Annotated in this window: 23 protein-coding genes and 1 pseudogene; 7 read left to right on the top strand and 17 right to left on the bottom strand. The window is 67.5% G+C overall.

Features of this window, described 5'->3' with window-relative positions:
* The 4 genes and pseudogenes from G9E11_RS21085 to G9E11_RS10240 form a co-directional block, all read right to left on the bottom strand.
* Window positions 1–160, bottom strand: a pseudogene (locus G9E11_RS21085) (amino acid permease); the annotation flags it as partial.
* A 39-nt stretch (window positions 161–199) separates the two neighbouring features.
* Entirely contained in the window at window positions 200–1633 is a 1434-nt protein-coding gene (locus tag G9E11_RS10230) for an aspartate ammonia-lyase (RefSeq protein WP_190605290.1), read from the bottom strand.
* Window positions 1634–1642: 9 nt separating this feature from the next.
* Entirely contained in the window at window positions 1643–2704 is a 1062-nt protein-coding gene (locus G9E11_RS10235; protein ID WP_190605291.1) for an asparaginase, read from the bottom strand.
* Window positions 2705–2771: 67 nt separating this feature from the next.
* A complete protein-coding gene (locus G9E11_RS10240) occupies window positions 2772–3488 on the bottom strand; it encodes a FadR/GntR family transcriptional regulator (protein ID WP_190605293.1) in 717 nt (238 codons plus the stop codon).
* Window positions 3489–3690: 202 nt separating this feature from the next.
* On the opposite strand from G9E11_RS10240, the gene G9E11_RS10245 reads away from it, so the two are divergent.
* A complete protein-coding gene (locus G9E11_RS10245) occupies window positions 3691–4014 on the top strand; it encodes a type II toxin-antitoxin system Y4mF family antitoxin (RefSeq protein WP_190605294.1) in 324 nt (107 codons plus the stop codon).
* A complete protein-coding gene (locus G9E11_RS10250) occupies window positions 4011–5315 on the top strand; it encodes a type II toxin-antitoxin system HipA family toxin (RefSeq protein ID WP_190605296.1) in 1305 nt (434 codons plus the stop codon). The genes G9E11_RS10245 and G9E11_RS10250 overlap by 4 nt, the downstream gene beginning before the upstream one ends.
* Here the strand turns inward: G9E11_RS10250 and G9E11_RS10255 are convergent.
* From G9E11_RS10255 to G9E11_RS10265, 3 genes are all read right to left on the bottom strand, one after another.
* On the bottom strand, window positions 5284–6240 hold the full coding sequence (locus G9E11_RS10255) for a prenyltransferase/squalene oxidase repeat-containing protein (protein WP_190605298.1): 957 nt from the start codon (window positions 6238–6240) through the stop codon (window positions 5284–5286). The genes G9E11_RS10250 and G9E11_RS10255 overlap by 32 nt on opposite strands.
* A 27-nt stretch (window positions 6241–6267) precedes the next feature.
* Entirely contained in the window at window positions 6268–6885 is a 618-nt protein-coding gene (locus G9E11_RS10260) for a uracil-DNA glycosylase family protein (RefSeq protein ID WP_190605299.1), read from the bottom strand.
* 107 nt (window positions 6886–6992) lie between these two features.
* The gene (locus G9E11_RS10265; RefSeq protein ID WP_190605302.1) at window positions 6993–8540 is read right to left on the bottom strand and encodes an amidohydrolase; all 1548 of its coding nucleotides are present in this window, start codon (window positions 8538–8540) and stop codon (window positions 6993–6995) included.
* Window positions 8541–8791: 251 nt separating this feature from the next.
* Between G9E11_RS10265 and G9E11_RS10270 the strand changes: the two genes are divergently transcribed.
* Genes G9E11_RS10270 through G9E11_RS10280 form a run of 3 tightly spaced genes read left to right on the top strand, consistent with a single transcriptional unit; the run spans window position 8792 to window position 11801 of the window.
* Window positions 8792–9379: a hypothetical protein gene (locus G9E11_RS10270; RefSeq protein ID WP_190605304.1), complete on the top strand. Its 588-nt coding sequence runs from the start codon at window positions 8792–8794 to the stop codon at window positions 9377–9379.
* Entirely contained in the window at window positions 9376–11154 is a 1779-nt protein-coding gene (locus tag G9E11_RS10275) for a DUF4389 domain-containing protein (RefSeq protein ID WP_190605306.1), read from the top strand. The genes G9E11_RS10270 and G9E11_RS10275 overlap by 4 nt, the downstream gene beginning before the upstream one ends.
* Complete coding sequence (locus G9E11_RS10280; RefSeq protein ID WP_190605308.1) at window positions 11151–11801, top strand: dihydrofolate reductase family protein; 651 nt, start codon at window positions 11151–11153, stop codon at window positions 11799–11801. Before G9E11_RS10275 ends, G9E11_RS10280 begins: the two co-directional genes overlap by 4 nt.
* Before the next feature lie 25 nt (window positions 11802–11826).
* Here the strand turns inward: G9E11_RS10280 and G9E11_RS10285 are convergent, their stop codons facing one another.
* The 6 genes from G9E11_RS10285 to G9E11_RS10310 form a co-directional block, all read right to left on the bottom strand.
* A complete protein-coding gene (locus G9E11_RS10285) occupies window positions 11827–12210 on the bottom strand; it encodes an RNA-binding S4 domain-containing protein (protein ID WP_190605310.1) in 384 nt (127 codons plus the stop codon).
* Between the two features lie 34 nt (window positions 12211–12244).
* Window positions 12245–13138: a glycosyltransferase family 2 protein gene (locus G9E11_RS10290; protein ID WP_190605312.1), complete on the bottom strand. Its 894-nt coding sequence runs from the start codon at window positions 13136–13138 to the stop codon at window positions 12245–12247.
* Window positions 13139–13314: 176 nt separating this feature from the next.
* Window positions 13315–13968, bottom strand: a complete 654-nt coding sequence (locus tag G9E11_RS10295; protein WP_190605314.1) for a GntR family transcriptional regulator — start codon at window positions 13966–13968, stop codon at window positions 13315–13317.
* Between the two features lie 136 nt (window positions 13969–14104).
* Window positions 14105–15124: a transketolase family protein gene (locus G9E11_RS10300; protein WP_190605316.1), complete on the bottom strand. Its 1020-nt coding sequence runs from the start codon at window positions 15122–15124 to the stop codon at window positions 14105–14107.
* The gene (locus G9E11_RS10305; RefSeq protein WP_190605318.1) at window positions 15121–15987 is read right to left on the bottom strand and encodes a transketolase; all 867 of its coding nucleotides are present in this window, start codon (window positions 15985–15987) and stop codon (window positions 15121–15123) included. The genes G9E11_RS10300 and G9E11_RS10305 overlap by 4 nt, the downstream gene beginning before the upstream one ends.
* Window positions 15988–16052: 65 nt before the next feature.
* Window positions 16053–17390, bottom strand: a complete 1338-nt coding sequence (locus G9E11_RS10310) for an MFS transporter (RefSeq protein ID WP_190605320.1) — start codon at window positions 17388–17390, stop codon at window positions 16053–16055.
* Between the two features lie 190 nt (window positions 17391–17580).
* Between G9E11_RS10310 and G9E11_RS10315 the strand changes: the two genes are divergently transcribed.
* Together G9E11_RS10315 and G9E11_RS10320 are read left to right on the top strand one after the other, a co-directional pair.
* The gene (locus G9E11_RS10315) at window positions 17581–18405 is read left to right on the top strand and encodes a sugar phosphate isomerase/epimerase family protein (protein ID WP_190605322.1); all 825 of its coding nucleotides are present in this window, start codon (window positions 17581–17583) and stop codon (window positions 18403–18405) included.
* 90 nt (window positions 18406–18495) lie between these two features.
* Complete coding sequence (locus tag G9E11_RS10320) at window positions 18496–19269, top strand: SDR family NAD(P)-dependent oxidoreductase (protein ID WP_190605324.1); 774 nt, start codon at window positions 18496–18498, stop codon at window positions 19267–19269.
* A 26-nt stretch (window positions 19270–19295) separates the two neighbouring features.
* Here G9E11_RS10320 and G9E11_RS10325 read toward each other — a convergent pair whose 3' ends face one another.
* The 4 genes from G9E11_RS10325 to G9E11_RS20765 all read right to left on the bottom strand — a co-directional run.
* A complete protein-coding gene (locus tag G9E11_RS10325; protein WP_190605325.1) occupies window positions 19296–20420 on the bottom strand; it encodes a sulfite oxidase in 1125 nt (374 codons plus the stop codon).
* 144 nt (window positions 20421–20564) lie between these two features.
* Window positions 20565–21416, bottom strand: coding sequence for an SDR family oxidoreductase (locus G9E11_RS10330; protein ID WP_190605327.1), 852 nt, complete (start codon window positions 21414–21416; stop codon window positions 20565–20567).
* An 8-nt stretch (window positions 21417–21424) separates the two neighbouring features.
* A complete protein-coding gene (locus tag G9E11_RS10335) occupies window positions 21425–22429 on the bottom strand; it encodes an aldo/keto reductase family protein (RefSeq protein ID WP_190605329.1) in 1005 nt (334 codons plus the stop codon).
* Between the two features lie 121 nt (window positions 22430–22550).
* The coding region (locus tag G9E11_RS20765) for a hypothetical protein (RefSeq protein ID WP_194717997.1) at window positions 22551–22815 on the bottom strand (265 nt) is incomplete at its 5' end.

The raw sequence follows: 22815 nt of genomic DNA on the forward strand, positions 1-22815 counted from the left end.
CGAGGAACAGGCCGGTGCCGATCGCGCCGCCGATGGCGATCATCTGGATCTGCCGCGGCTTCAGGCTCTTGTGGTAGCCCTTGTCCTCCGCATGAAGAAGGTTTTCGGTGGCGTGTGCCTGGGCCGGGACCGTATGGTCAGTAATGGGTTGGTTACTCATGGGAGTCCTTTGATTTCCTGGTGGGGGAAGGAATTCTTGTTATTTGCTGAGGTTCGCCAGGCGTTCGGGGCTGAGGAGCTCCTGCAGCTGGGTTTCGGTGAGCAGGCGGTGTTCGAGGACAAGTTCGGCCACGCCCTTGCCGGTGGCCAGGGCTTCCTGCGCGATGGCGGTTGCGGTGGCGTACCCGAGGTGTGGGTTGAGGGCGGTCACCAGGCCGATGGACTGTTCCACGGTGAGGCGCAGCCGTTCGGTGTTGGCGGTGATGCCGCGGACGCAGCGGGCCGTGAGCGTGCGGCAGGCTGCTTCGAGGTGCGAGATGCTCTTGTGCAGGCTGTGCACGATGATGGGTTCGAAGGCGTTGAGCTGGAGCTGCCCGGCTTCGGCGGCCATGGTGATGGTGACGTCGTTGCCGATGACCTCGTAGGCCACCTGGCTGACCACTTCCGGGATCACCGGGTTGATCTTGCCGGGCATGATGGAGGATCCGGACTGGACGGCGGGAAGGTTGATCTCGCCGAGGCCGGCGCGCGGCCCGGAGGACAGCAGGCGGAGGTCGTTGCAGATCTTGGACAGCTTGACGGCCACACGCTTGAGCACACCGGACAGGTGGACGAACGCGCCCACGTCCTGGGTGGCTTCGATGAGGTCGACGGCGGTGACCAGGGGCAGTCCGGTGATCTCCGCCAGGTGCCGGCAGGCGGCTTCGGCGTAGCCGGCGGGGGCGTTCAGGCCGGTGCCGATCGCGGTGGCACCGAGGTTGATCTCGTGGATCAGCAGGTCCGCCTCGGCCAGCCGCTGCCGGTCCTCGCCAATGGTCACGGCGTAGGTACCGAACTCCTGGCCCAAGGTCATGGGAACGGCATCCTGCAGCTGGGTGCGGCCCATTTTCACCACGGTGCGGAACTCCATGGCCTTTTCCGCGAACGCTTCTTCGAGTTCCGCCAGTGCGGAGAGCAGCTCGCGCGCAGCGAAGATGGTGCCGAGCTTCACCGCGGTCGGGTAGACATCGTTGGTGGACTGGCTGAGGTTCACGTGGTCGTTGGGGTGCAGCCTCGCGTAGTCGCCCTTGGGGTGGCCAAGGATTTCCAGGGCACGGTTGGCGATGACCTCGTTGGCGTTCATGTTCGACGACGTTCCCGCGCCGCCCTGGATCACGTCGACGACGAACTGCTCGCTGAGCTCGCCGTTCATGACATCGGTGCAGGCCTGTTCGATGGCCGCGGCACGTTCGGCGTCCAGCAGCCCGAGCTCAAGGTTGGTGCGGGCGGCTGCCAGTTTCACGGCGGCGAGGCCCCGGACCAGGTGCATGTTGCTGGAGAGCGGCTGCCCGGTAATGGGGAAGTTCTCCACAGCACGGAGCGAGTGGACGCCCCAGTACGCGCCTGCGGGGATGTCGCGGTCGCCGAGCAGGTCATGCTCGGAGCGGACGCCCGCATGGGAAGGGGCATCCGGCAGGGTTTGGGTTTCGGTCATTTGGAGTCCTTAGAGAACGTCGTCGGTCGGGGACAGGGAGGAAAAGTCTGCGGCCTGCAGCAGGCCCACTTGGCGGCCGCCGCCGAGGACCGCACCGGTGGCGATGCCCGCAAGGGCGGAAGTGTCGACGTCGAGCGCTTCCAGCGCGCGGACGGTGACCGGCATCCGGGCGCGGTCGCCGCCGTCGGAAATCTTGACGGCGACGGCGCGTCCGTCCGGCAGCCCAACCAGTTGGACGCCTTCGAAGCCGTCCTTCGCCAGGGCGCCGGGCAGGAGGCGCATGAGCTCCGTGACATCACGGCCCTCGCCCGCCACCATTTCCGGATGGCGGCGCATGGAATGCGCGACGGCGGCTTCCGGGCTTTCGGGGGCGGACGCACCATCAGCCAGTTCGGCGGAGGCAAGGCGGCCGAAGGCGCGCGCCATGCCGGCAAGGGTGAAGGCGAACAGCGGGGTGCCGCAGCCGTCGGTGCTGACGCCGGCGGGTTCCTCGCCCGTCAGGTCGGTGACGGTTTCGGCGACGAGCCTCTGCAGCGGGTGCGAGGGGTCCAGGTAGCCCTGCACCGGCCAGCCGTTGATGACGCAGGTGGCGGCCATGGCAGCATGCTTGCCGGAGCAGTTCTGGGCCAGCTGTGTGGGCCGGCCGCCGTCGCGTAGCCACTCCTCGCGCTCGCGGACGCCGTAGGGAAGGTCGGTGCTGTTTTCGAGTGATGCAGGCGTGAGCCCGTGGAGTTCCAGGATGCGGCTGGCGCCGTCCAGGTGACGGGCTGCGCCGGAGTGACTCGCGGCGGTGAGGGCCAGCAGGTCGGCTGGCAGGTCCAGTCCCGCTCGGACCATGGCCACGGACTGCAGGGGCTTCAGGGAGGACCGGGGGTAGAACGCGGCATGGGGTTCGCCGGCGGAGAGCAGGGTGTGGCCGTCGGGCGTGGTGGCGATCAGGGAGCCGTAGTGGACGCTTTCGACCAGCCCGTCGCGGGTTTGGACGGCAAGGGGCTCGTGCCGCGGCAGGATCGCTGCTGGTGCGGGAGGCGCGGAAAGGGAGTGGCTTGCCGGCATGGCGGGGGAAGGCATGGTGTCCTCTGCGTTGGGTGTTGATGTGTTGAGTTGGGTGTGGCTGGTGCCTGGGAAGGCTGGGCCGTTACTGGGTGAGGATGAAATCGAGGGCTTCACCGACGGCGCGCAGGTGCTCAGCCATGGCGGCGCTGGCGTCTGCAGCGGACCCGGCTTCGATGGCCTCCAGGATGAGGCGGTGCTCGACGTCGGAGGCGTGCTGTCGGTCGGCCACCATGTTGAGGGTTTCGGACTGGTGGGCGAGGGCGTCGCGAATATCAGCCACGACGCTTTCGAACACCTTGTTGCCGCTCGCGCGGGCGATGGCTGCATGGAAGCCGGAATCGAGGGCGACCCAGGCTTCTGGATCGGTCTCCGCAGCCATGGACGCCATCATGCCGCGGAGGGTTTCCAGGTCCTCGGCGGTGCGGCGCTCGGCGGCCAGGCCGGCGGCGGGGACTTCGATGTGCGGCCGGGCCTCGGTGAGGTCCCGGGCGGAGAACTGGCCCAGGACGAGGTCGTTGGCCACGTGGTCCGCGACGACGAACGTGCCGCGGCCGGTCTTGGTTACGGTCAGGCCGAGGGCGGTGCAGGAGCGCAGGGCCTCGCGGATCACTGAGCGGCTGACGCCGTACTGCGTGGCCAAAGATGCTTCGGAGCTGAGTTTGGCGCCGACTGCCAGCGCTCCGCTCCGGATGTCGCCGCGGATGGCGTTGAAGACAGCTTCGGCTGCGCTGAGGCGCGCCAGCGGAAAGGTGTTCGCTCCGCTTTGCGGTCCGGCTGTCCGGCTGTCTGACAGGTTCACGGTTAAGAATATGGCACGGGTCACAGGTGGGTGTCAACCACAAACTTGAACCCGGTCGGATGTGAAGGTGGGCGTTCCGAAGACGTGCGCTGCCTGCCGGTACGTTCGTTCCGATCCAGCCCTTGCGCGCGTGGAGCGGTCCGGCGTAGCGTGAGAGCTAGCAGTAAACCGGCACGATCGTTCCTAATTGTTAGGAGGCGCGGTGGCCCACCCCTTCACCACGCGGCTCGCCGCGGCCGTGCGTGCCCGGCGCGCCGACCTCCGCCTGAGCCAGCAGGACCTCGCCGACATGGCCGGGGTCTCCGAACGCCTCGTCCGCTTCGTCGAGCAGGGCAAGCAGAGCCTCCGGCTGGACACCCTGCTGGCGTTGCTGGACACACTCGGGCTTGAGCTGGAGCTCGGCACCCGGACCAGCGCCGCCGCCCGCGCACTGGTGACCCAGCCGTCGGAGCTGACGGTGACGCAACCGCCGTCCGCGGCCCTGTTGGAAGTCAACGTACTTGGCGAAGGGGAGAACCGGCCGTGAGGCACCGCGTCGCGGACATCTACAAGCGGGGCGTTCTGGCCGCCAGGCTGGAACGGCACGACGGCGGAACCAGGTTCAGCTATCTGCCCGCATACCTGCAAAGCGGCCGCCCCGCCGTCGCGAGTTCCCTTCCGCTGTCACCGGAACCTGTGCTCTCCGGAGCAGGGGCCGCACCGCCGTACTTCACCGGCCTGCTCCCGGAGGGCCGGCGGCTGAACGCACTGCGCCGAACCATCAAGACCAGCGCGGACGATGACCTCTCGCTGCTCATCGCCGCCGGCGGAAACCCCGTGGGCGACGTGCAGATCGTAGGCCACGGGGAGCCGCTGGACCCGGAGGAGCACGCCGTCGAGGTGGACCCGCGCAAGCCCGTGGACTTCGACGAGCTGCTGGGCGATTCAGGCCTGATCGATCCGGTGGCGCTCGCCGGCGTGCAGGACAAGCTCTCCGCCGGAATGATTTCCATGCCCGTGGCCAGCGCCGGGCGCCGGTTTATCCTCAAGCTCAACGCACCGGAGTTCCCGCACGTGGTGGAGAACGAGTTCATCATGTTCCGCTACGCGGCGAAGCTGCGGATTCCGCTGAGCCGGGTGCAGCTGATGCGCGACGTCGCCGGCCGGCCTGGGCTGCTGGTGGAGCGGTTCGACCGCGTGCCGCTGGAAGTCGGTACAGCCGGCGGGATGGCAGCCGGTGCGCCGGCGGGGGCGGCCGGCGGGCCGGACGCGGTGCAGCGGCTCGCCGTCGAGGACGGCGCGCAGGTCCTGAAGCTGTACCCGGCGGACAAGTACAACGTGGGGTTCGGAACGGTGTGCCATGCGCTATCCGAATACTGCGCGGCACCGCTGCCGGCGCTCCGGAACCTCGCCGTCCAGGCCGCCTTCGCACTGCTCAGCGGCAACGGCGACCTGCACGCGAAAAACGTGTCCATGGTGCAGCAGCCGCACGGGGAATGGTCCATCGCGCCCGTCTATGACATCCCCTCCACAGTGGTCTACGGCGACAAGACGCTCGCCCTGACGCTCGGCGGCAAGCGCAGCGGCATCTCGCGCAAGCACTTCCTGGCCTGGGCCACGGGACTCGGCCTGCCTGAACGCACGTCCGTGCAGGCTGTGGATCTGGCCCTGAAGGCCGCCGGCCCATTACTGGCGGACCTGGAGGCCGGGACGGCTTTCGCTTCCGCGGCGTTTACGGCAGCGGCCAAAGTCTCAAAGGACGACGGCGGAGCCTCGCCTTTTCCGGACATGGTCACCAGGGCGTGGGTTAAGGAGCTCAAGCACCGCCGGAGGCTGCTGGAGGGGTGAAGATGTCGTACCAGCCGAGGACGCGCAGGGCCCGAAGCGTGTTCCAGCGGCTGGGGCGTCCGTCGCCGTCCTCCATGGCGAAATGGATGCGTCCGGGGTGGGTGTTCTCGAGGAGCCAGCTTCCGTCGGGCTGCCGTTTTGAGCGGAGCAGGCCGACGGCCTCGGCAAGGCGGCTGTCCGGGACTCCGCCGACATCCCGGAAATAGTCCAGGCCGCGGAGCGCGTCATAGAACCAGCGGGTCGGGTAGGAAAACTGCAGCCAGTCCGGGTCCACCAGCTCGCCGGTGCTCTTGCGCCGGAGCAGCGCACGTTCCAGCAGATACTCCTCGCCCCGCTTCCGCGCAGCAATGGACTCCGGCGTTCCGCCCGTTGCCCGCTCGTGTTCCAGCAAACCCTCCAGCACGTTGATGGTGGTGGCGAACGACGAGCGCACCGATCCCCGCTCCGCCTCGCAGTTCCAGCCACCATCGGCGAGCTGCTCGCCGAGCAGTCGCTGGACGATGCCGTCGACATTCTCGCCGAAGTACGCTCCGAGGGCCACGGCCTTCCCGTTGATGCAGGGCTCCACCTCGCCGTCGAAGAACGGCTGGCCTCCCTCTTCCCAGCGGCTGTTCTCCCGGACTTTCGCGACTGCCCGGCGGGCCTCCTCACTGCCCGGATCGAGCCCGAGGTCCCGCAGGAGCAGGAGGCTGTAGGTCGTGGCCGTCCACGGCTGGCCCGCCTCGGAGCCGTCATACGGCACCGGGAAGAACGTGCCGCCGTCCCACTGGCCGTCGCCGCCCTGAAGGGCGAGCAGGCGCGCACCCCAGCCCTCGGCGGCCACGCGGGCACGTTCGGCGCGAACCTTTTCGGCAGGCGCATCCGTCAGGTCGCGCAGGACCTGCCACCGGACCGAGGGGTCGGAATCGAGCAGCCAGTCGAGCACGCGTTTAACCGGGCCGGAAACCGGGAGTTAAAGGTGCTGGATGCCCGCACGCTGCATGGCGTCCTTGTAGACGTCCACGCTTTTGGCCAGGAGTTCTTCCTGCTTGGCCTCGGAAACAGCAAAGGCCCGCCCGCCGAGCGCGCTGGCCTTGTAGATTTTGATGCCGTTGTTCTTGAGTGAGTAGTGGTAGGTCTTCTCGAAGAGCGTCAGGAAGGTGGCGGCGTCGGTCCCGTGGGCAATGATGGCCGAGACGCGCCTGTTGATCTTCATGAACTGCCGGAAGGGGCGCAGGCCGTCGGTCTTCTCCTGGATGCTGAGGGCCGAAGGCATGTCCGGGTCGCGCACCCAGGGGTAGGCATTCCACGGCATGACGTAGCGCGGATCCAACTCGGCGAGCTCGTAGATCTGCGTGGCCCGCCGGGCGGCCTCGTCGTCGTTGAAGTGGGACACGAAACCGGACTCGGTTCCCTTGCCCGGGCTGACCTGGAGGCTGACAATCCGGCATTCGTCCTCATCATGGACGGGGTCGATATAAGGAACGGTCGATCCCGGCTTCTTCTCCATAAGTTCATCGCACAGTTGCGTCACCGCTGCGATGTTCGGTTCCTGTAGCAGGGCTTTCTTTTCGTCCCAGTCAATCGTCACGATTTCTCCCTTAGCTGCATGGCGTCCAAGAATCAGGCGTCTTAGGCAACTCTACGCTTTTGGCGGTAAGGGTGCGTGGGGGAGTTTCCGCCGATCCGGCAGGACGCCTAAACCCCTGCGCCCCGGAACGTGAACCTGCCGGCCATAAGCGTTGCGGCAACGGGCATTCCGGCGAACACGGCATCGGACACGGCAAGCGGATCAGCATCCAGTACGGCAACATCCGCCACATCACCGGCGCGGATCCGGCCGCGCCCACGCGTCGAGGCGAGGAGCGCTTCCTCGCGGGTCAGGGCCTGCTCCGGGTGCCATGGGCCCCGGCCGTCTTCACGCGCCCGCGCGGTCCCGGCGGACATCGCCAGCCATGGATCCAGGGCCGCCACCGGCGCATCGGACCCCAGCGCCAGCCGCGCCCCGCCGTCCAGCAGCGAGCGCAGCGGGAAGGCCCGGTCAGTGCGGCCGGCCCAGTTCGCGTCAGCGGCATCGCGGTCGTCGAGTGCGTGGGCCGGCTGGACGCTGGCCGTCAGGCCAAGCTCACCGAACCGGGCGAAGTCCTCCTGCCGTACAAACTGGGCGTGCTCGATCCGGCCGCCGATCCCAACGCCCGCGAAGGCATCCAGCGCAACCTTGTTGGCGCCGTCGCCGATGGCGTGGACCGCCGGAACGAAGCCCGTCTCCCGGGCCCTGGCGAGCAGGTTAGCCAGTTCGGGTTCGCTCACCGTCAGGACGCCGTGCCCGCCGTGCGGGTACGGGTCAAAACAAAAGGCGGTGCGCGTGTTGAGGGAGCCGTCAATGAGTACCTTCAGCGGACCCACCCGCAGAAGGCCGGCACCGCCGTCGACCATTTGTCCCGTCCGCATCCCGGCAGCTGCCGCCCCCTCGAGATCTTCCGGGTACACCCCCGCGTCAACGCGCAACGAGCGGAATCCGCCGCCGATCCGGCGCAGCCAGACGTCGCGGTTCCACGTCATCTCCAGGTCCACCACGCCCACAACACCGCGGGCGGCGGCTTCCTGGCCTGCCGTGCCGACCCAGCCGTCCACGACGTCGTCGGGCAACTTTCCGAGTTCGCGAGTGAGGGCGAACGCCGGTTCCTCACGGAGCAAGCCGTCTGGCGGAAGCTGAACTCCGAACCGCCGTGCGGCGGCCGAATTCAGCCAGACACAGTGCAGGTCATGGCTGATTAGGGCCGTGGGGACTCCAAGGGTGGCGTCGTCGAGCATTTGGGCGCTCGGGGCGTCGTCCCACGTGGCGTCGCGGAAACCCGCACCCACCACCGTGCCGGTCGGTTCAGCCCCGGGGTCCGTCGCGGTAATCCGCTGCCGGACAAGCTCGACGGCGGCGCTCGCCGAAGCGGCACCGGACAGGTCGATCCGGTTGGCGGCCATCGCCCACTGTGTCATGTGGACGTGCTCGTCCCACAGCCCGGGGATGACGAAGCGTCCCTCGAGATCCAGCACCTGGGCATCCGCTGCCCTGAAACTTCCGGGGCGGGCCCCCGCTGCGGTGATTGCGGACACCCGGCCATTGCGGATATGGAGGTCGGAGCACCCTGTGTCGCCGGGCAGCCTCACGGACGCGAGCACCACATCCGTGGGCATCGGGTCCTGAGCTGCTGGGTCGTAACCTGGTGGGCGGTCCTGGCTGGAAGGCATAGGAACAGGCTAGGCGGGTAGCCGGTCAGCACCAATCCGCGCCGCACAGATCTTTCGTTGACCTGCACCGCCAGGGGTCCACCGGAACTCCTCTTCCCTGTGCTGGCAACAGGGTGCATTCTGGACGTGACATGGTTCCGACAACGAAGTCGGGGAGGCGTAGGCCACGTGAACTTTAATATCCGGTCCCTTGATGCGGTCCGGCCGGGTCAACGCGGGCAGCGGCTGCCCGCCCGGGGGACGTGAGGGCCGTGGACATCACCGCGAGTCATCACCGCCTCAAGGTCGTGGTCCACATCGACGCGAACATGGAGCGCGCCTGCATCGAGGTCCGCGGAACCCTGACGCCAGCCAACATCCGGGCGCTTTACGTTGTTGCGCGGCGTGCCAGGACTCTGCTGCCGGGCAAGGAAATCGTTCTGGACCTGTCGATGGCCCGTGCCGCCATGGAAACCATCACCGCGCTCCATGATCCCGCCCAGCTTACGCAACTCAGCGGGGAAGGCACGTCCGAGAAACCTTGCCGGCTTAGCATTCTGGACCCCCGGCCGGGCATCCACGCGCACCCCTCATTCACTCACGGTCGCGGCGATCACAAGCACCCTGACGGCAAACACAGCGATCATCAACACGGCGACCACAAGCACCCTGACGGCAAGCACAGCGACAAGGCCAGCAGAACCCAGGAAAGCAAAGCCGAACGATCCACCGCCCGATCACGCACCACCCGGGCAAGCGCCGTCCAAGCAACTGCCATGGAGCCGGGCACGGCCCAACCCGGCCATGCCGAACCACGGGTGGCGGCCCGCCGCAGGGCGCGAGATAAGGAACCGGCATGAAACCTGGCCGCATGGTGATGCTCGTCCTCGGTACACTCGCCGCGCTCCTCGGACTGGGGCTGCTGGCAGGCGCAGCCGGGGTGGGCTGGCTCAACTTCCAGCAGCGCGATGAAGGCTACTTCACCACTCAATCGCACCGTTTCGACGCCGCGTCCTCCGCCATCACCACGGCAGGGCTGGACGTCATGGTCAGAGGCAGGCTACCGGACGTCATTCCCTCGGAAACGGCAGGCAGCATCCTGCTCCGCGGAGCGGCAGCCACTCCCGGCAAGGGGATTTTCCTTGGCATCGCGCCGCAGCAGGACGCGGCGCGCTACCTCGAGGGAGTCAAGCGCTCCGAAATCCGTGAATTGAATCTGCGGCCCTTCAGGGTCGACTACACCGAAGTGCCCGGCACACAGACCCCTGCCCGCCCGAGAGCCCAGAACTTCTGGGTCGCATCCGCCGAAGGCACCGGTACGCAGGAACTCAAATGGAACATCCTTCCCGGCAGCTGGACCGTGGTGGTCATGAACGCCGACGCCAGCGCCCCGGTTTCGGCGGATCTGCAGGCCGGCGTCCGCTCCGACCTGCTGTGGCCACTGTTCCTGTGGCTACTCATTGCCGGGATCGTGTTGCTGGTCATCGGAGTGCCGCTGATCGTTGCAGGTGCGATGGGGCTCGGACGGCACGGACCTCCACCGCACCTTCCCCCGGGCCACTATCCCCCCGGCCAGCCGCTCGCGGGACACTACCCGCCCGGCCAGCCGCTCGCGGGGCATGCCCCACCAGCGGAAACCCCGACGGCGGGACCTCCCGCCGCTGCCGGCGCCACCGTGCCGTTCGCCAGTTCCAGCACGCCGGCTGAAAGTGCAGGTGGCGGCGCCGGTGTTCCCGGTAGCGCAGGTCCTCCGGGCATGCAGCCGGGGCCGTACCCGGCAGCCGCTTACCCGGCAGCCGCTTACCCGGCGGCCGGCTACCCGGCCCCGGGTTATCCGGCGCCCGGCTATCCCGCCCCCGGCGGCGGGGCGGGCGCACCGCCGCCGCCCGCCGTCGTCGACCAATTTGAGAACCCGAGGTACCCGGCCCGCCTGACCGGACACATCGACCCGGCGTTGTCCCGGTGGATGTGGTTGGTCAAATGGTTCCTGGCCATCCCGCACCTGATCATCCTGTTCTTCCTCTGGTTCGCGCTGATCATCACCAGCATCGTGGCGTGGTTCGCGATCCTCTTCACCGCCCGCTACCCGCATTCGCTGTTCAACTTCAACGTGGGCGTGCTGCGCTGGAGCTGGCGGGTGTCCTTCTACGCCTTCACGGCGATCGGAACGGACCGCTACCCGCCCTTCACCCTGGCCCGCACCGACTACCCGGCCGACTTTGACGTCGACTACCCTGACCACCTCTCGCGCGGCCTGGTGCTGGTGAAGTCATGGCTGCTCGCCATTCCGCACCTCCTGATTGTGGGTGTGCTCGCGGGATCCACCCGTACCTGGGTGGTTTCCTCCGACGACGACTTTGCCGGCGGTGCGGGCCGCTACACGGCAGGCAGCGCGGTCTCGCTGCTCACGCTGCTGGCCTTCATCGCCGGCCTCATTCTGCTGTTCACCGGCAGGTATCTCCGGACCCTGTTCGACCTGCTGATCGGCCTCAACCGCTGGGTTTACCGCGTGGCGGCATATGTGGCGCTGATGCGGGACGAATATCCTCCGTTCCGGCTCGACATGGGGCCCGTCGATCCGGGCGAATCCCGGGCCGTCAGTCCACAAACCACTGCACCAGGAGGGCCGTCATGAAACTCACCGTTCACACCTTCGTGAGCCTCGACGGCGCCATGCAGGGTCCTGGCGGCAGGGTTGAGGACACCAGCGGCGGCTTCGAGTTCGGCGGCTGGCTGGTGCCGCTCTTCGACGAGGACATGGGCAGGATCGTGAACGGGTGGTTTGCCGAAGCCGACGCCATCCTCCTGGGCCGCACCACTTACCAGATGTTCCAGCCCTACTGGGAGCAGGTCACGGACCCGGACGACGCCGTGGCCAAGGCGCTCAACAGCCTGCCCAAGTACGTGGTGTCCTCAACGCTTACGGAGGCGACCTGGAACAACACCTCCATCCTCCCCGCGAACTTCCTCGAAGCGGTTGACGACCTCAAATCGGGCCCGGGCCGGGAACTTCAGGTCCACGGCAGCTACCGGCTGGTCCGCGCCCTGCACGACGCCGGCCTGGTGGACGAGTACCGGCTGATCATCTTCCCCGTGGTCCTGGGCCAGGGCAAGCGGCTCTTCGAACCGGGCGTAACGCCGTCGGCCTTCACCCTGGCCGGGAGCAAGGCGACGTCGTCAGGTGCCGTCCACCTGACCCTCCTGCCCGCCGCCTTCGGTGCCGCTGACCTGGAGGTAGGGGAGTTCGAGGTGCGGGAAGGCCGGGAGCAGGTCAAGGACTGAACCGCTGTAAACCCAAACCCGGCTGTCAGCCCGGTCCGCGCAGGCGCTCCATTTCGCGGCGGTCCTTCTTGGTGGGCCGGCCGGTCCCGCGGTCCCGCTGCGGCAGCCCGAGCGCCGGCGCCACGGGCCGCGGAGGCGTATGGTCCGTGAAACAGTGCGACGCTGCTTCTGCGCCCACCCGCTTGGCGATAAGCCTGCGCACCTCGAGGATGCGCTCATAACCGGATTGGCGGACGCGGACGGTGTTGCCGGGCACGAGTGACTGCGAGGCCTTGGCCGGGTTTCCGTTGAGGCGCACATGCCCGGCACGGCAGGCGGCGGTGGCGGCGGACCTGGTCTTGTAGGCGCGGATCGCCCACAGCCAGGCGTCGACACGGACTGTGCTGGGCGCTGAGGGAAGGCTGCTCATGATTGCAGCCGAGTATAGCTGGGCAGCGGCTGACTCAGCCGTCCGCGACGGCGGAACCTGCCGCCGTCGGGCCGTCCGCCAGCACGATGTCGAAGGCCTCGACCCGGCGGTCCGTGACAGTGGTGGGAGATTCCAGGTGGACGGCGCCCGTGGGCAGGATGCCGGCGCCGCCGAACTTTTCCATCACCCGCCACTGGGCCACCACGTCCTCACCACAGTGTTCGGGTGGGAGCTGAGTCCAGAACCGGAAGCCGCCCGCGTCCTCCAGGGCCTGGCGGCGGAACATGGTGCACCCGCCCAGCCAGGCCACCTTGTATGGAATCCACTGCCCGGATTTCAGTCCCAGCTCCGTGCTCAGGTGGCTCAGGTTGGCTGCGCTGTGCAGTGGCCAGCGCTCAAAACCCTCCTCGCCGGGACGGATGCGCTCGGGGGTCACGGGTCCCTGCCATGGCGTGAAGGTTCCGGTCTGGTCGGGGCGGCGGTCGTCCAGGAAGGAGAGACCCTGAGGGGCCATTCCCACAAAGCCACAACCCAGGGCATCCAGGGCATCGCTCATCCTCGCCAGCGCGCCGGGCTCCAGCCAAACGTCGTCATCGAGGAACAGCACTTTGTCCGCCCGCGCCTGCTCGAGGACAAAGTGGCGGTGTTCGGCAAGGCCGCGGCGCGGCAGGTGCCGATGCAGCTCAACGGCGGTGCCCTGCGCACGGAGCACCCGGAGCAGGCTGGCTGCCGGCGGATTTTCCCAGGCCGGCGGCCCGTCCGACTGGTCACTAAGCACCAGGCGGAAGACCGGGCCCTCCTGCGCCGCAAGCCCGGCCAGCGTGACGGCAAGCTCGGCTGGCCGGTCGCACGTGGGGATGAGGACGTCCAGGGCGGCGTCCTCAATGGTGTGGCCCGAGGCCCAGTTCGCGGATGTGTGGCGATCCATGATCACGGCCTTTCCGGGACCAATGTGGCGGCCGCGACCTTTAAGACGGTCGGGACCACTGATGAATCGTACGGTGCACTGGTTCAGGTACCCAGGGCTTTTGCCGCCTAAACGCCCTGCAGGCGTGTTGGACGGGACTCGCCGACAGCCGTGTTCAGGACCGCGAGTTTGGGCGGCTACGCGACGAGGACGGCCGCGGCGGAGTCCATGTGCTCGCGGATGGTGTCGCGGGCCAGGGTGGCGTCGCCGGTTTCGATGGCGGCGACGATGTCGTTGTGACGGTCTACGCTCATGTTCCGCACGCCCTTTTCGAGCCCGGCGAACATGATGGACATCCTGATGGACCCTTCCAGGGATTCCCACGAATGCAGCAGGGTCTCGTTGCCGGTGAGGCGGCACATGGTGCGGTGGAAGTCGAGGTCGGATTCGACCCGCTCCTCCAGCGTGCCCTGGGTTGCCGACTCCATGGCCTGGATGGACGCGCGGAGTGACCCGATGACGTGCTGGCGGTCCGGCAGTTCGCACAGGGTCCGGGCAGCCAGGGATTCCAGGGCCGCCCGGACGGAGTAAATGTCGCGGATTTCCTTGGCATCGAGGTGACGGACGGAGAGCCGGCCGCGGGCGCCCGCGGACACGAGGCCTTCCTGCTGGAGCTGCCGCAGGGCCTCCCGGAGCGTTCCGCGGCTGATTTGCAGCATCTCGGACAGCTCGGTTTCCACCAAGTGGCGGCCAGGTTCGAGCGCGCCACTGGTGATGGCGGTGCGCAACGCCGCCAGTGCCTGCTCGCGGAGGCTTTTCTTTTCCAGTCCCAGAAGGGCTATTGTGGCCATTCGGATTCTCCCCAAGGTCAGAGGTCGACTGTTTACAGTCGCCGTGTTAACAATGATGCCACGGCAGGAGCGCGGGACCAGGCGTTGCCCCCGCATTCCTGCCGTGGCTGTGCTCCAGCGGAGCCGAAGCCCTGTTCTAGCCGAGTTCGGCGAGCACCTTGGCCACGATGCGCTGGACGGTCAGGCCGTAGCGGTCGTGCAGGGTGGGCAGGGCGCCGGCGTCCAGGAATTCGTCGGGCAGTGCCACCGGCACCACGCGCTTGCCGAGTCCTGCGGTGACTACGGCCGAGGCCACGGTTTCGAACAGTCCGCCCACCACGGAGTGGTTTTCCAGGGTGACGGCCAAACGGTCGGTGTTGATCTCGGCCAGCACGGTTTCGGCGTCGAACGGTTTGATGGTGGGCGTGTGGACGACCGCGACATCCACGTTGTGCTCGGCCAGCGCCTTGGCTGCCTGGAGGGCGCGCATGGTCATGAGGCCGCTGGAGACGAAGACGACGTCATTGCCCCCGCGCAGGACCTTGGCCTTGCCGAGTTCGAAGGTGTAGTCGTACTCGTCCAGGACCGTGGGCACGTTGCCGCGGAGCAGGCGAAGGTACGTGGGCCCTGCGCTGGCGGCCAGCTGCGGGACGGCCTGCTCGATGTCGATCGAATCGCAGGGGTCCACAATGGTCAGGTTGGGCATGCCGCGGAAGATCGCCATGTCCTCGGTGGCCTGGTGGCTGGGGCCGTAGCCGGTGGTCAGGCCGGGGAGGCCGCCCACGATGTTGACGTTCAGGTTGGGCTCCGCGGCGTCCAGGCAGAGGAAGTCGTAGGCGCGGCGGGCGGCGAACACGGAGTACGTGGAGGCGAACGGTACCAGACCGGTTTCGGCGAGGCCGGCTGCGGCGCCGAAGAGCAGCTGCTCGGCCATGCCCATCTGGAAGAACCGCTCCGGGAAGGCCTGTGCGAAGATGTGCATGTCCGTGTACTTGCCCAGGTCCGCGGTGAGGCCCACGATCTTGTCGTTTTCCTGCGCGGCCTTGACCAGGGCGTGGCCGAACGGGGCGGACGCGGTCTTCTGGCCCGGATCCGCGAAGGACGCAATCATGGCCGAGGTTTTCAGCTTCGGCTTCGCGGCTGTTGTAGTGTCGGGAGCCTCGGTGGTGGCGCTCATGCTGAAGCCTTTCCTTCATAACCGGCGGTGAGCTGTTCGCGGCAGATCTGCCATTCGTGTTCTTCGATGCGCATGAAGTGCGCCTTTTCCCGTTCCTCCAGCAGCGGCACGCCGCGGCCCACCTTGGTGTCGCAGAGGACCACGGAGGGGCTTCCGCTGGTGGCGGCCTGGGCTGCGGCGTTGTCGAACGCGGCGAGCAGCGCGGCGACGTCGTTGCCGTCCACCCGCTGGGTGTACCAGCCGGCGGCTTCCCATTTCCCGGTAATGGGTTCGGTGCGGAGCACGGTATCTGTCTTGCCGTCGGCCTGCAGGGCGTTGATGTCCACCATGGCGGTGAGGTTGCCGAGCTGGTGGTGGTGGGCGCCCATGGCGGCCTCCCAGGTGGAGCCCTCGTCGAGTTCCCCGTCGGAGAGGAAGTTGTAGATCCTGGCGTCGGAGTCCTGGTGGCGCAGGCCCAGGGCCATGCCGACGGCGATGGTCAGTCCGTGGCCGAGGGACCCGCCGGAGATTTCCATGCCGGGCGTGTAGGTGGACATGCCGGACATGGGGAGCCGGGAGTCGTCCGAGCCGTAGGTTTCGAGTTCCTCGACGGGGAGGATGCCCGCCTCGGCAAGGGCTGCGTAGTGTCCGATGGCGTAGTGCCCGGTGGAGAGCAGGAACCGGTCGCGCTGTTCCCAGTGCGGATCTTTGGCACGGAACCGAAGCTGGTCTGCGTACACGACGGCGAGCATGTCCGCTGCTCCCAGGGCCTGGCCCACATAGCCCTGGCCCTGGACCTCGCCCATGTTCAGGGCGTGGTGCCGGATGCGGTAGGCGGCGGCGCTGACCCGTTCGAGTCGTTCTGCGGCAGTTTCCTGGGTCATTCGTTCCTTCGGGGGGAGTGTTGTGGCCTGCAGTTCCTGCGGGCTGGCTTCGTTGACGGCGGTCATCAGGCGTTCACCGACTGGGGGGTGCTTTTGGTGATTTCATCAGCCAGCTGGCGTTCCCGCTTGCCCCAGGTTTCCCGGGTGGCGAAGGCTGCCCAGAGGCCGATGAGGGCGTAGGCGCCGAACAGCAGGGCCGGGCCCATCCAGCCGAGGCTGACGAAGAGCAGGGTGGTGATGAACGGGGTGAAACCCGAGACCATGGCCGAGATCTGGTAGGCCAGTGAGGCACCCGAGGCGCGGGTCTTGGCCTGGAATAGCTCGGGGAACCAGGCACCTTGGGCTCCGGCGAGCGAGTTCTGGCAGACCGCGTAAGAGATCACGACCGTGGCGATGATGAAGACGAACAGGCCGGTGTTGACCAGCAGGAACATCGGAATGGCGAACAGCGCGGCGAAGGCGGTGGACCAGATGTAGAGGGGGCGGCGGCCGATCCGGTCGGTCAGGCGGCCCCAGGCCTGGGTGGCGAAGATGCCGATGGCTGACGCGATGCAGAGGGCCACCAGGGTCTGGGTCTTGTCCGCCAGGTGCTGGCTGTTGAGGTAGGAAATCATGTAGGTGATGGACACGGCGTAGCCGGCGGTCTCGGCGATGCGCAGGCCGATGCCCTTGACGATGTTGCGCCAGTCGGTCTTGATGACCTCCACGATGGGGGACTTGACGATCTCGCCGTGGCCCTTGACCTCGTCGAAGACCGGGGACTCGGGGACCTTGGAGCGGATGATCAGGCCCACCACCACCAGCACGATGCTGGCAAGGAAGGGGATGCGCCAGGCGAGCTCGCCGCCGAAGTTCACGCTGACCAGGAACACCAGGTTGGCCAGCAGCAGGCCCACCGGGAAGCCGGCCTGGACGATGCCGGTGTACTTGCCCTTGGACTTCCACGGCGCGTGCTCGTAGCTCATCAGGATGGCTCCGCCCCATTCGGCACCGAAGGCCAGGCCCTGGACGATGCGGACGAAGACCAGCAGCGCCGGAGCCAGCAGGCCCACCTGGCTGTACGTGGGCAGCAGGCCGATGAAGAAGGTGGCGATGCCCATCAGGATCAGGGACGTGACCAGAACGGGCTTGCGTCCCACCTTGTCGCCCAGGTGGCCGCCGATGATGCCGCCCAGCGGGCGGGCGGCGAAGCCGACGCCGAGGGTGGCGAAGGCGGCCAGCGTTCCGGTTACCGGGTCACCGGTGGGGAAGAACGCAGTTCCGAAGTAGAGGGCGGCCGCAGTACCAAAGCCGATGAAGTCGTACGTCTCGATCACGGCGCCGACGCCCGAGCCGATGGCGACCCGACGGGCATCCTTGGTGCCGTGGACCGGCCCCCGCATGTTCAGAGCATCGTTGCTCATGGTGGTTCCCTTTCGAAGAGCGGCTGAAGAAGCTCCAGCGCTGTCGACTGTTAACAAGATGTGTCCCAGTGTGACCGACGTCATGCTGACTGTCAACAGTCGCCGTCAGAAGTTGACTGTTAACAGTCGCCAGCGCTAGTGTGGTGTCCATCACTACAGCCTGCCGGGCACAACTAGAGGATCAACAACGATGTTCCATTCCCGACTCGGGTGCTCATCCATCAGCTTCCGCCACCAGGACCTGCCCGCAGCCCTGCGAACCATCGCCGGGCTGGGTTTCGCCGAGATCGACCTGGGCGCCCTTCCCGGCGTCTGCAATCACGTTCCGTACGAGCTCGACGCGGACGCCGTTTCAGCTGTGGCCGGTGACGTGGCCGCATCAGGACTGCGGGTGCGTTCCGTCAACGGGGATATCGGGGACCTCAACGCAGTGCTCGACGCCCGCCGGCAGGTTGAGCGGGACAGGCACCTTGATGCCCTGCTCACCCTCACGGCGAAAACCGGAGCCAAGGCGCTGGTCCTGCCCTGCGGTGCGCTCAGCCACGAGCCGGTGAAAAGCCTCGAAGAGGACCTGGACACCGTCGCAGCGCAACTCATTGGAGCCCAACGTCGTGCGGCTGACTTCGGCGTCGAACTCTGGACAGAATCGCTGCACTTCCTGCGGTTTTGCTGGAGCCTGGAACGCGCCGAACTGCTGGCGCAGCGGCTGGCGGGCTCCGGCGTCGGAATTGTCATGGACTTCAGCCACATCGTCGCCGCCGGCGAGGACCCGCTGGAGTACCTGGCACGCCACGAGGGCCGGATAGCCCACGTGCACCTGCGCGATGCCGTGCCCGGGAATATCAACCTCAGCATCGGCAACGGCCAGGCCGATTTCGCCACCGGGCTACGGGGGCTGGCTCAGCAGGGCTACACCGGGCACTTCAGCCTGGAACTCGAAACCCGGGACATCACCCACGACGAACGCCCAGCGGCTGCCGCCAAGGCTGCCAGCTTCATTACCGACCTCATCTGACCATCGAGTGCTCCGTAAGTGCCGTTTTGACCCCTCACAACGGCACTTATGGAGCACTCGATCCACAACACACACCCAAGGAGCATCATCATGACCGCCATTCAGCGCACCGCCGTCCTCACCGGAGCCACCTCGGAACGGGGCATCGGCATCACCACCGCCCGCCGCTACGCTAGCCAGGGCTGGGGCGTGGTGATCCTGGACCTCGACGGCGAGAAGTCCGCGAAGGTCGCTACCGAAATCGGCAACGAATTCAACGTCCCGGCGTTCGGCTACGAGATCGACGTCGCCAACGAGGACTCCGTCAACGCGGCGTACAAGGCAGTTTTGGCCGAGGTCAAGAGCGGCGCCCTTCCGGCCGTCGGCGCCCTGGCCAACATTGCCGGCATCACCTCGCCGGTGCCCTTCCTGGAAACCACGCTTGACCTCTGGAACAAGGTCATGGCCGTGAACTCCACCGGCACCTACCTCGTCACCAAGGCCTTCCTGCCGGACATGATCACCAACGGCTGGGGCCGGATCGTCAACATGTCCTCCGTTTCCGCACAGCGGGGCGGCGGCGTCTTCGGCAAGGTCCCCTACTCCGCCGCCAAGGCCGCCATCCTCGGCTTCACCAAGGCCCTCGCCCGTGAACTCGGGGACTCCGGTGTCACGGTCAACGCCATCACCCCGGGCGCCGTGGACACCAACATCCGCGTCGGCAGCACCGACGAGCAGGAAGCCGCCATCAACGCCGGCATCCCCCTGGGCCGCAACGCCACCACCGAGGAAGTCGCCGCCGTCATCACCTTCCTGTCCTCCGACGACTCCGCCTACCTGACCGGCACCACCATCGACATCAACGGCGGAAGCCACATGCACTAAGAGCCGCTGATCCTGGTGCCACTCTGCTATTCGACGATGACCCGCACCCGCTGCACCGTGTTGTTGCCCATGCCCTGGTAATTCCAGTGCTGCTCCAGCGGCTGCGTGGAGCCGGTCGCGTCGGTGGCCCGGCACGCCAGTTCGTGGTGGCCGGGGTCGGCCACCCATGGCAGGTTCCAGCCGCGCCAGGCATAGGCGCCGGCAGGCTTGTCCAGCTGCGCCGGAACCCACTTGCCGTCGATGCCGACCTCCACCTTCGTTACGGGGCCCTCACCGGACCACGCCCGGCCTTGGAGCATGACGGGCCCGCGGGGCAGGTACCTGCGGCGGGTGAAAAAGTCGGGAATGCCCGGCGGAACCATCAGGGACCGAACCCTGATCCGCGAAACCGGCGTGCCGGCGTCGTCCGCGTGGTGCTGGTAACGGTAGGCGACCGACTGCTGGAACCCGGTGAACGGCGTCGTGACCACCTTGATCGACTGCAGCCACTTGACGCTGGCCATGCCGTACCAGCCCGGGACGACGAGACGCAGCGGGTAGCCGTGCTGGGGCGGCAGCTCGGTGCCGTTCATCTTGTAGGCAAGGACGACGTCGGCCCGGGACGCTTCCGAAATCGGCAGGCTCCGGGCGTACTGCTGCCGGACGCCGCCCTGGAGTCCGGTATCCAGTCCGGTGAACACCACCTCGACGGCTTCGGGCTCGACGCCCGCCTGCGCCAGCAGGTACGCGAGCGGAACACCCGTCCACACTGCCGTTCCCACGCCCTCCAGAGTCCAGGGCTGGCTGAGCGGCCGCGGCCTCAGCAGCGAACGCCCGTTGCCGGCGCATTCCATGGTCACCTGGACGCTTATGGCCGGATCCCGCTTCAGCGCCGCAAGGCTCAGTTCCATTGCCCGCTCCACGGCGCCGCCGATGCGCAGGTGCCACGCGCCGCTGACCTGCGGAATGTCGAAGTGGGTCAGCACGTAATGCAGCCCGGGCGGAGTCACGTCCTCGCGCAGGGCCTCAAGCGGCATGGAGTGGTTCCGCGCGGCGAGCTGCAGCTCTTCGCTGGTGAGCGGGCCATGCGTGGGTTCACCGGAATGCGCTGCTACACCCGTGTGGGGTGCGGGGCGGGCGGACGGTCGGCGTCGGTAGATCAGCTTGGACATGGCCTTGCGATTCTGCTCGGTGCTGCGGTTTCTCGGGGCTGTGGGGTGCAGCTGCGGTAGGCGTGCTCCTCCTCACAGGTTTACGCCGCCCGCAAATGACCGTCAACATCCAGTGATCGTCGACAGCCCGGATGCCGTCGCCCCCTACAGCTGCGGCAGCTTCACCAGCTCCTCTAGTGCCATCGGGTCCTGGCCGGTGAGGCCGTGCACGTCCGACGTCACCCCGGCCAGCTCTCCGGCGGCGATCGCCGTGTAGGTGCTGACCCAGGCCTCCACCTGCCACGCGGGGGCGCCATAGGACGCACGGGAGGCGAACGCCTCCTGCACTGTTTCGTGCTGGTAGGTCACAATCCTGTCCGTGGCACGCGTGAGAACCTCGGCGGCGTGCCCCAGCGAGATGTCCTCCGGACCCGTCAGGTCGTAGGTTGCCCCGGCGTGGACCGCCGGGTCACGAAGCACCGCCACCGCGGACCTGGCAATGTCCTCCCGGGCGACGGCGGCCATCACTCCGTCGCCCGCCGGGCCCCGGATCACACCGTCCTCCCCGGCCAGCATGGGCAGGAAATCCAGGTAGAAGTTGTCCCGCAGGAAAGTGAACCCCATCCCTGACGCCCTGATCCGCTCCTCAGTGGCGTAGTGGTCGCGGCCCAGCGTGAAGGTGCAGTCCGGCGCCGCACCGAAGAAGGACGTGTACACAATGTGGCGCACGCCGGCCTCCGCGGCGGCGTCCACGAAGGCGTAATGCTGCTGCAGCCGGTCCTCCGCCTCCGCCGCCGACACCATGAACAGGACCTTGACCCCTTCCAGGGCCGGGCGCGACAGTACGGGGTCCCCGTAGCTGACCGCCACCGCCGGGGCGTCCTTTAAGTCCGGCGCCCGCCGGGGGTCGCGCACCAGCAGGCGCTGGGAGAACCCGGCGTCGGACAGCTGCCGGGCCACCATGCCGCCCAGGACCCCCGTGGCGCCGGTGACGGCAAGGTCTGGAAGATCAGTCATTTGCGCTCCTAGGCCTCGCGGGTTGCAGGGGACTTTGTCTGGGCCGGGTCCCGCTCGGCGAGGGAGCCGACGGCGGCGTCGATCTTCTTCAGGACGTCCGGTTCAAGGCGGACACCGGCAGCTGCGGCGCTGTCGGCGACCTGTTCGGGCCGGGAGGCGCCGACGATCGCTGACGCGACGTTCGGGTTCTGCAGCACCCAGGCCACCGCCAGCTGGGGCATGGTCAGCCCGGTTTCCTCTGCCACCGGCCGCAGCTCCTGCACGGCGGCCAGTACGTCGTCCCGCATCCAGCGCTCGATCATCCTGGCACCGCCCTTATCGTCGGTGGCGCGGCTGCCCTCCGGCAGCGGCTGGCCGGGCAGGTACTTGCCGCTTAACACGCCCTGCGCCATGGGCGACCAGACGATCTGGGAGACGCCCAGTTCCTCCGACGCCGGAACTACTTCCTCCTCGATGACCCGCCACAGCATGGAGTACTGCGGCTGGTTGGAGATCAGCTGGAAGCCCAGCTCCTTGGCCAGGGCGTGGCCGTTGCGGAGCTGTTCGGCGGTCCACTCGCTGACCCCGATGTACAGGGCCTTTCCCTGCCGGACGATGTCCGCGAACGCCTGCATCGTCTCCTCGAGCGGCGTTTCGAAGTCGTAGCGGTGCGCCTGGTAGAGGTCCACATAGTCCGTCTGCAGCCGACTGAGAGACCCGTCGATGGATTCCATGATGTGCTTGCGGGACAGGCCGAGGTCGTTCTTTCCCTTGGGACCGGTGGGACCGAACACCTTCGTGAAGATCTCGATGGACTGCCGGCGTTCACCCTTGAGCGCTTCGCCCAGAACGGTTTCCGCGGCGGTGTTGGCGTAGACGTCTGCAGTGTCGAAGGTGCTGATGCCGGCGTCCAGCGCCGCCCGCACGCACTGCGTGGCGACGTCGTTCTCCACCTGAGAGCCATGCGTGAGCCAGTTGCCGAACGTGATTTCCGAAATCTTGAAGCCGCTGTTTCCGAGGTATCTGAATTCCATGGGTTTCACGCTAGCGGAGATGGTTGCTCAGGGTAAGGGATGCCGGCGGCTTATCTCGCGGCCCTCGCTCACCGCCGAACAGACAGCGCCGGGCGCCTGTTGGCATGGAGAACCAGCGTGTTCAGGCGCGGGCGCGCGCGTCCGGGTGCTGCGCGAGCGACGTCATGGAACCGGTGTCCAGGACGGTGACATGTCCGGCGACCGCCGGTTTCCGCGCAGGCTGCGGCGGCTGGGCGGACAGCGCCAAAGCGGACCGGACTGTTGTCCCCTTGCCGGAGGCGCCCGTGCTGGCAGCGCCCGTGCTGGACGATCCGGCCGGCACGGCATCGTGGCGCAGCGCTGATTCCACGAGCGGGGCCACCTGCGTCACGCTGGCCGCAGCCACG

It is taken from the genome of Arthrobacter ipis, from assembly GCF_014694315.1.
Taxonomy (GTDB): Bacteria; Actinomycetota; Actinomycetes; order Actinomycetales; family Micrococcaceae; genus Arthrobacter; species Arthrobacter ipis.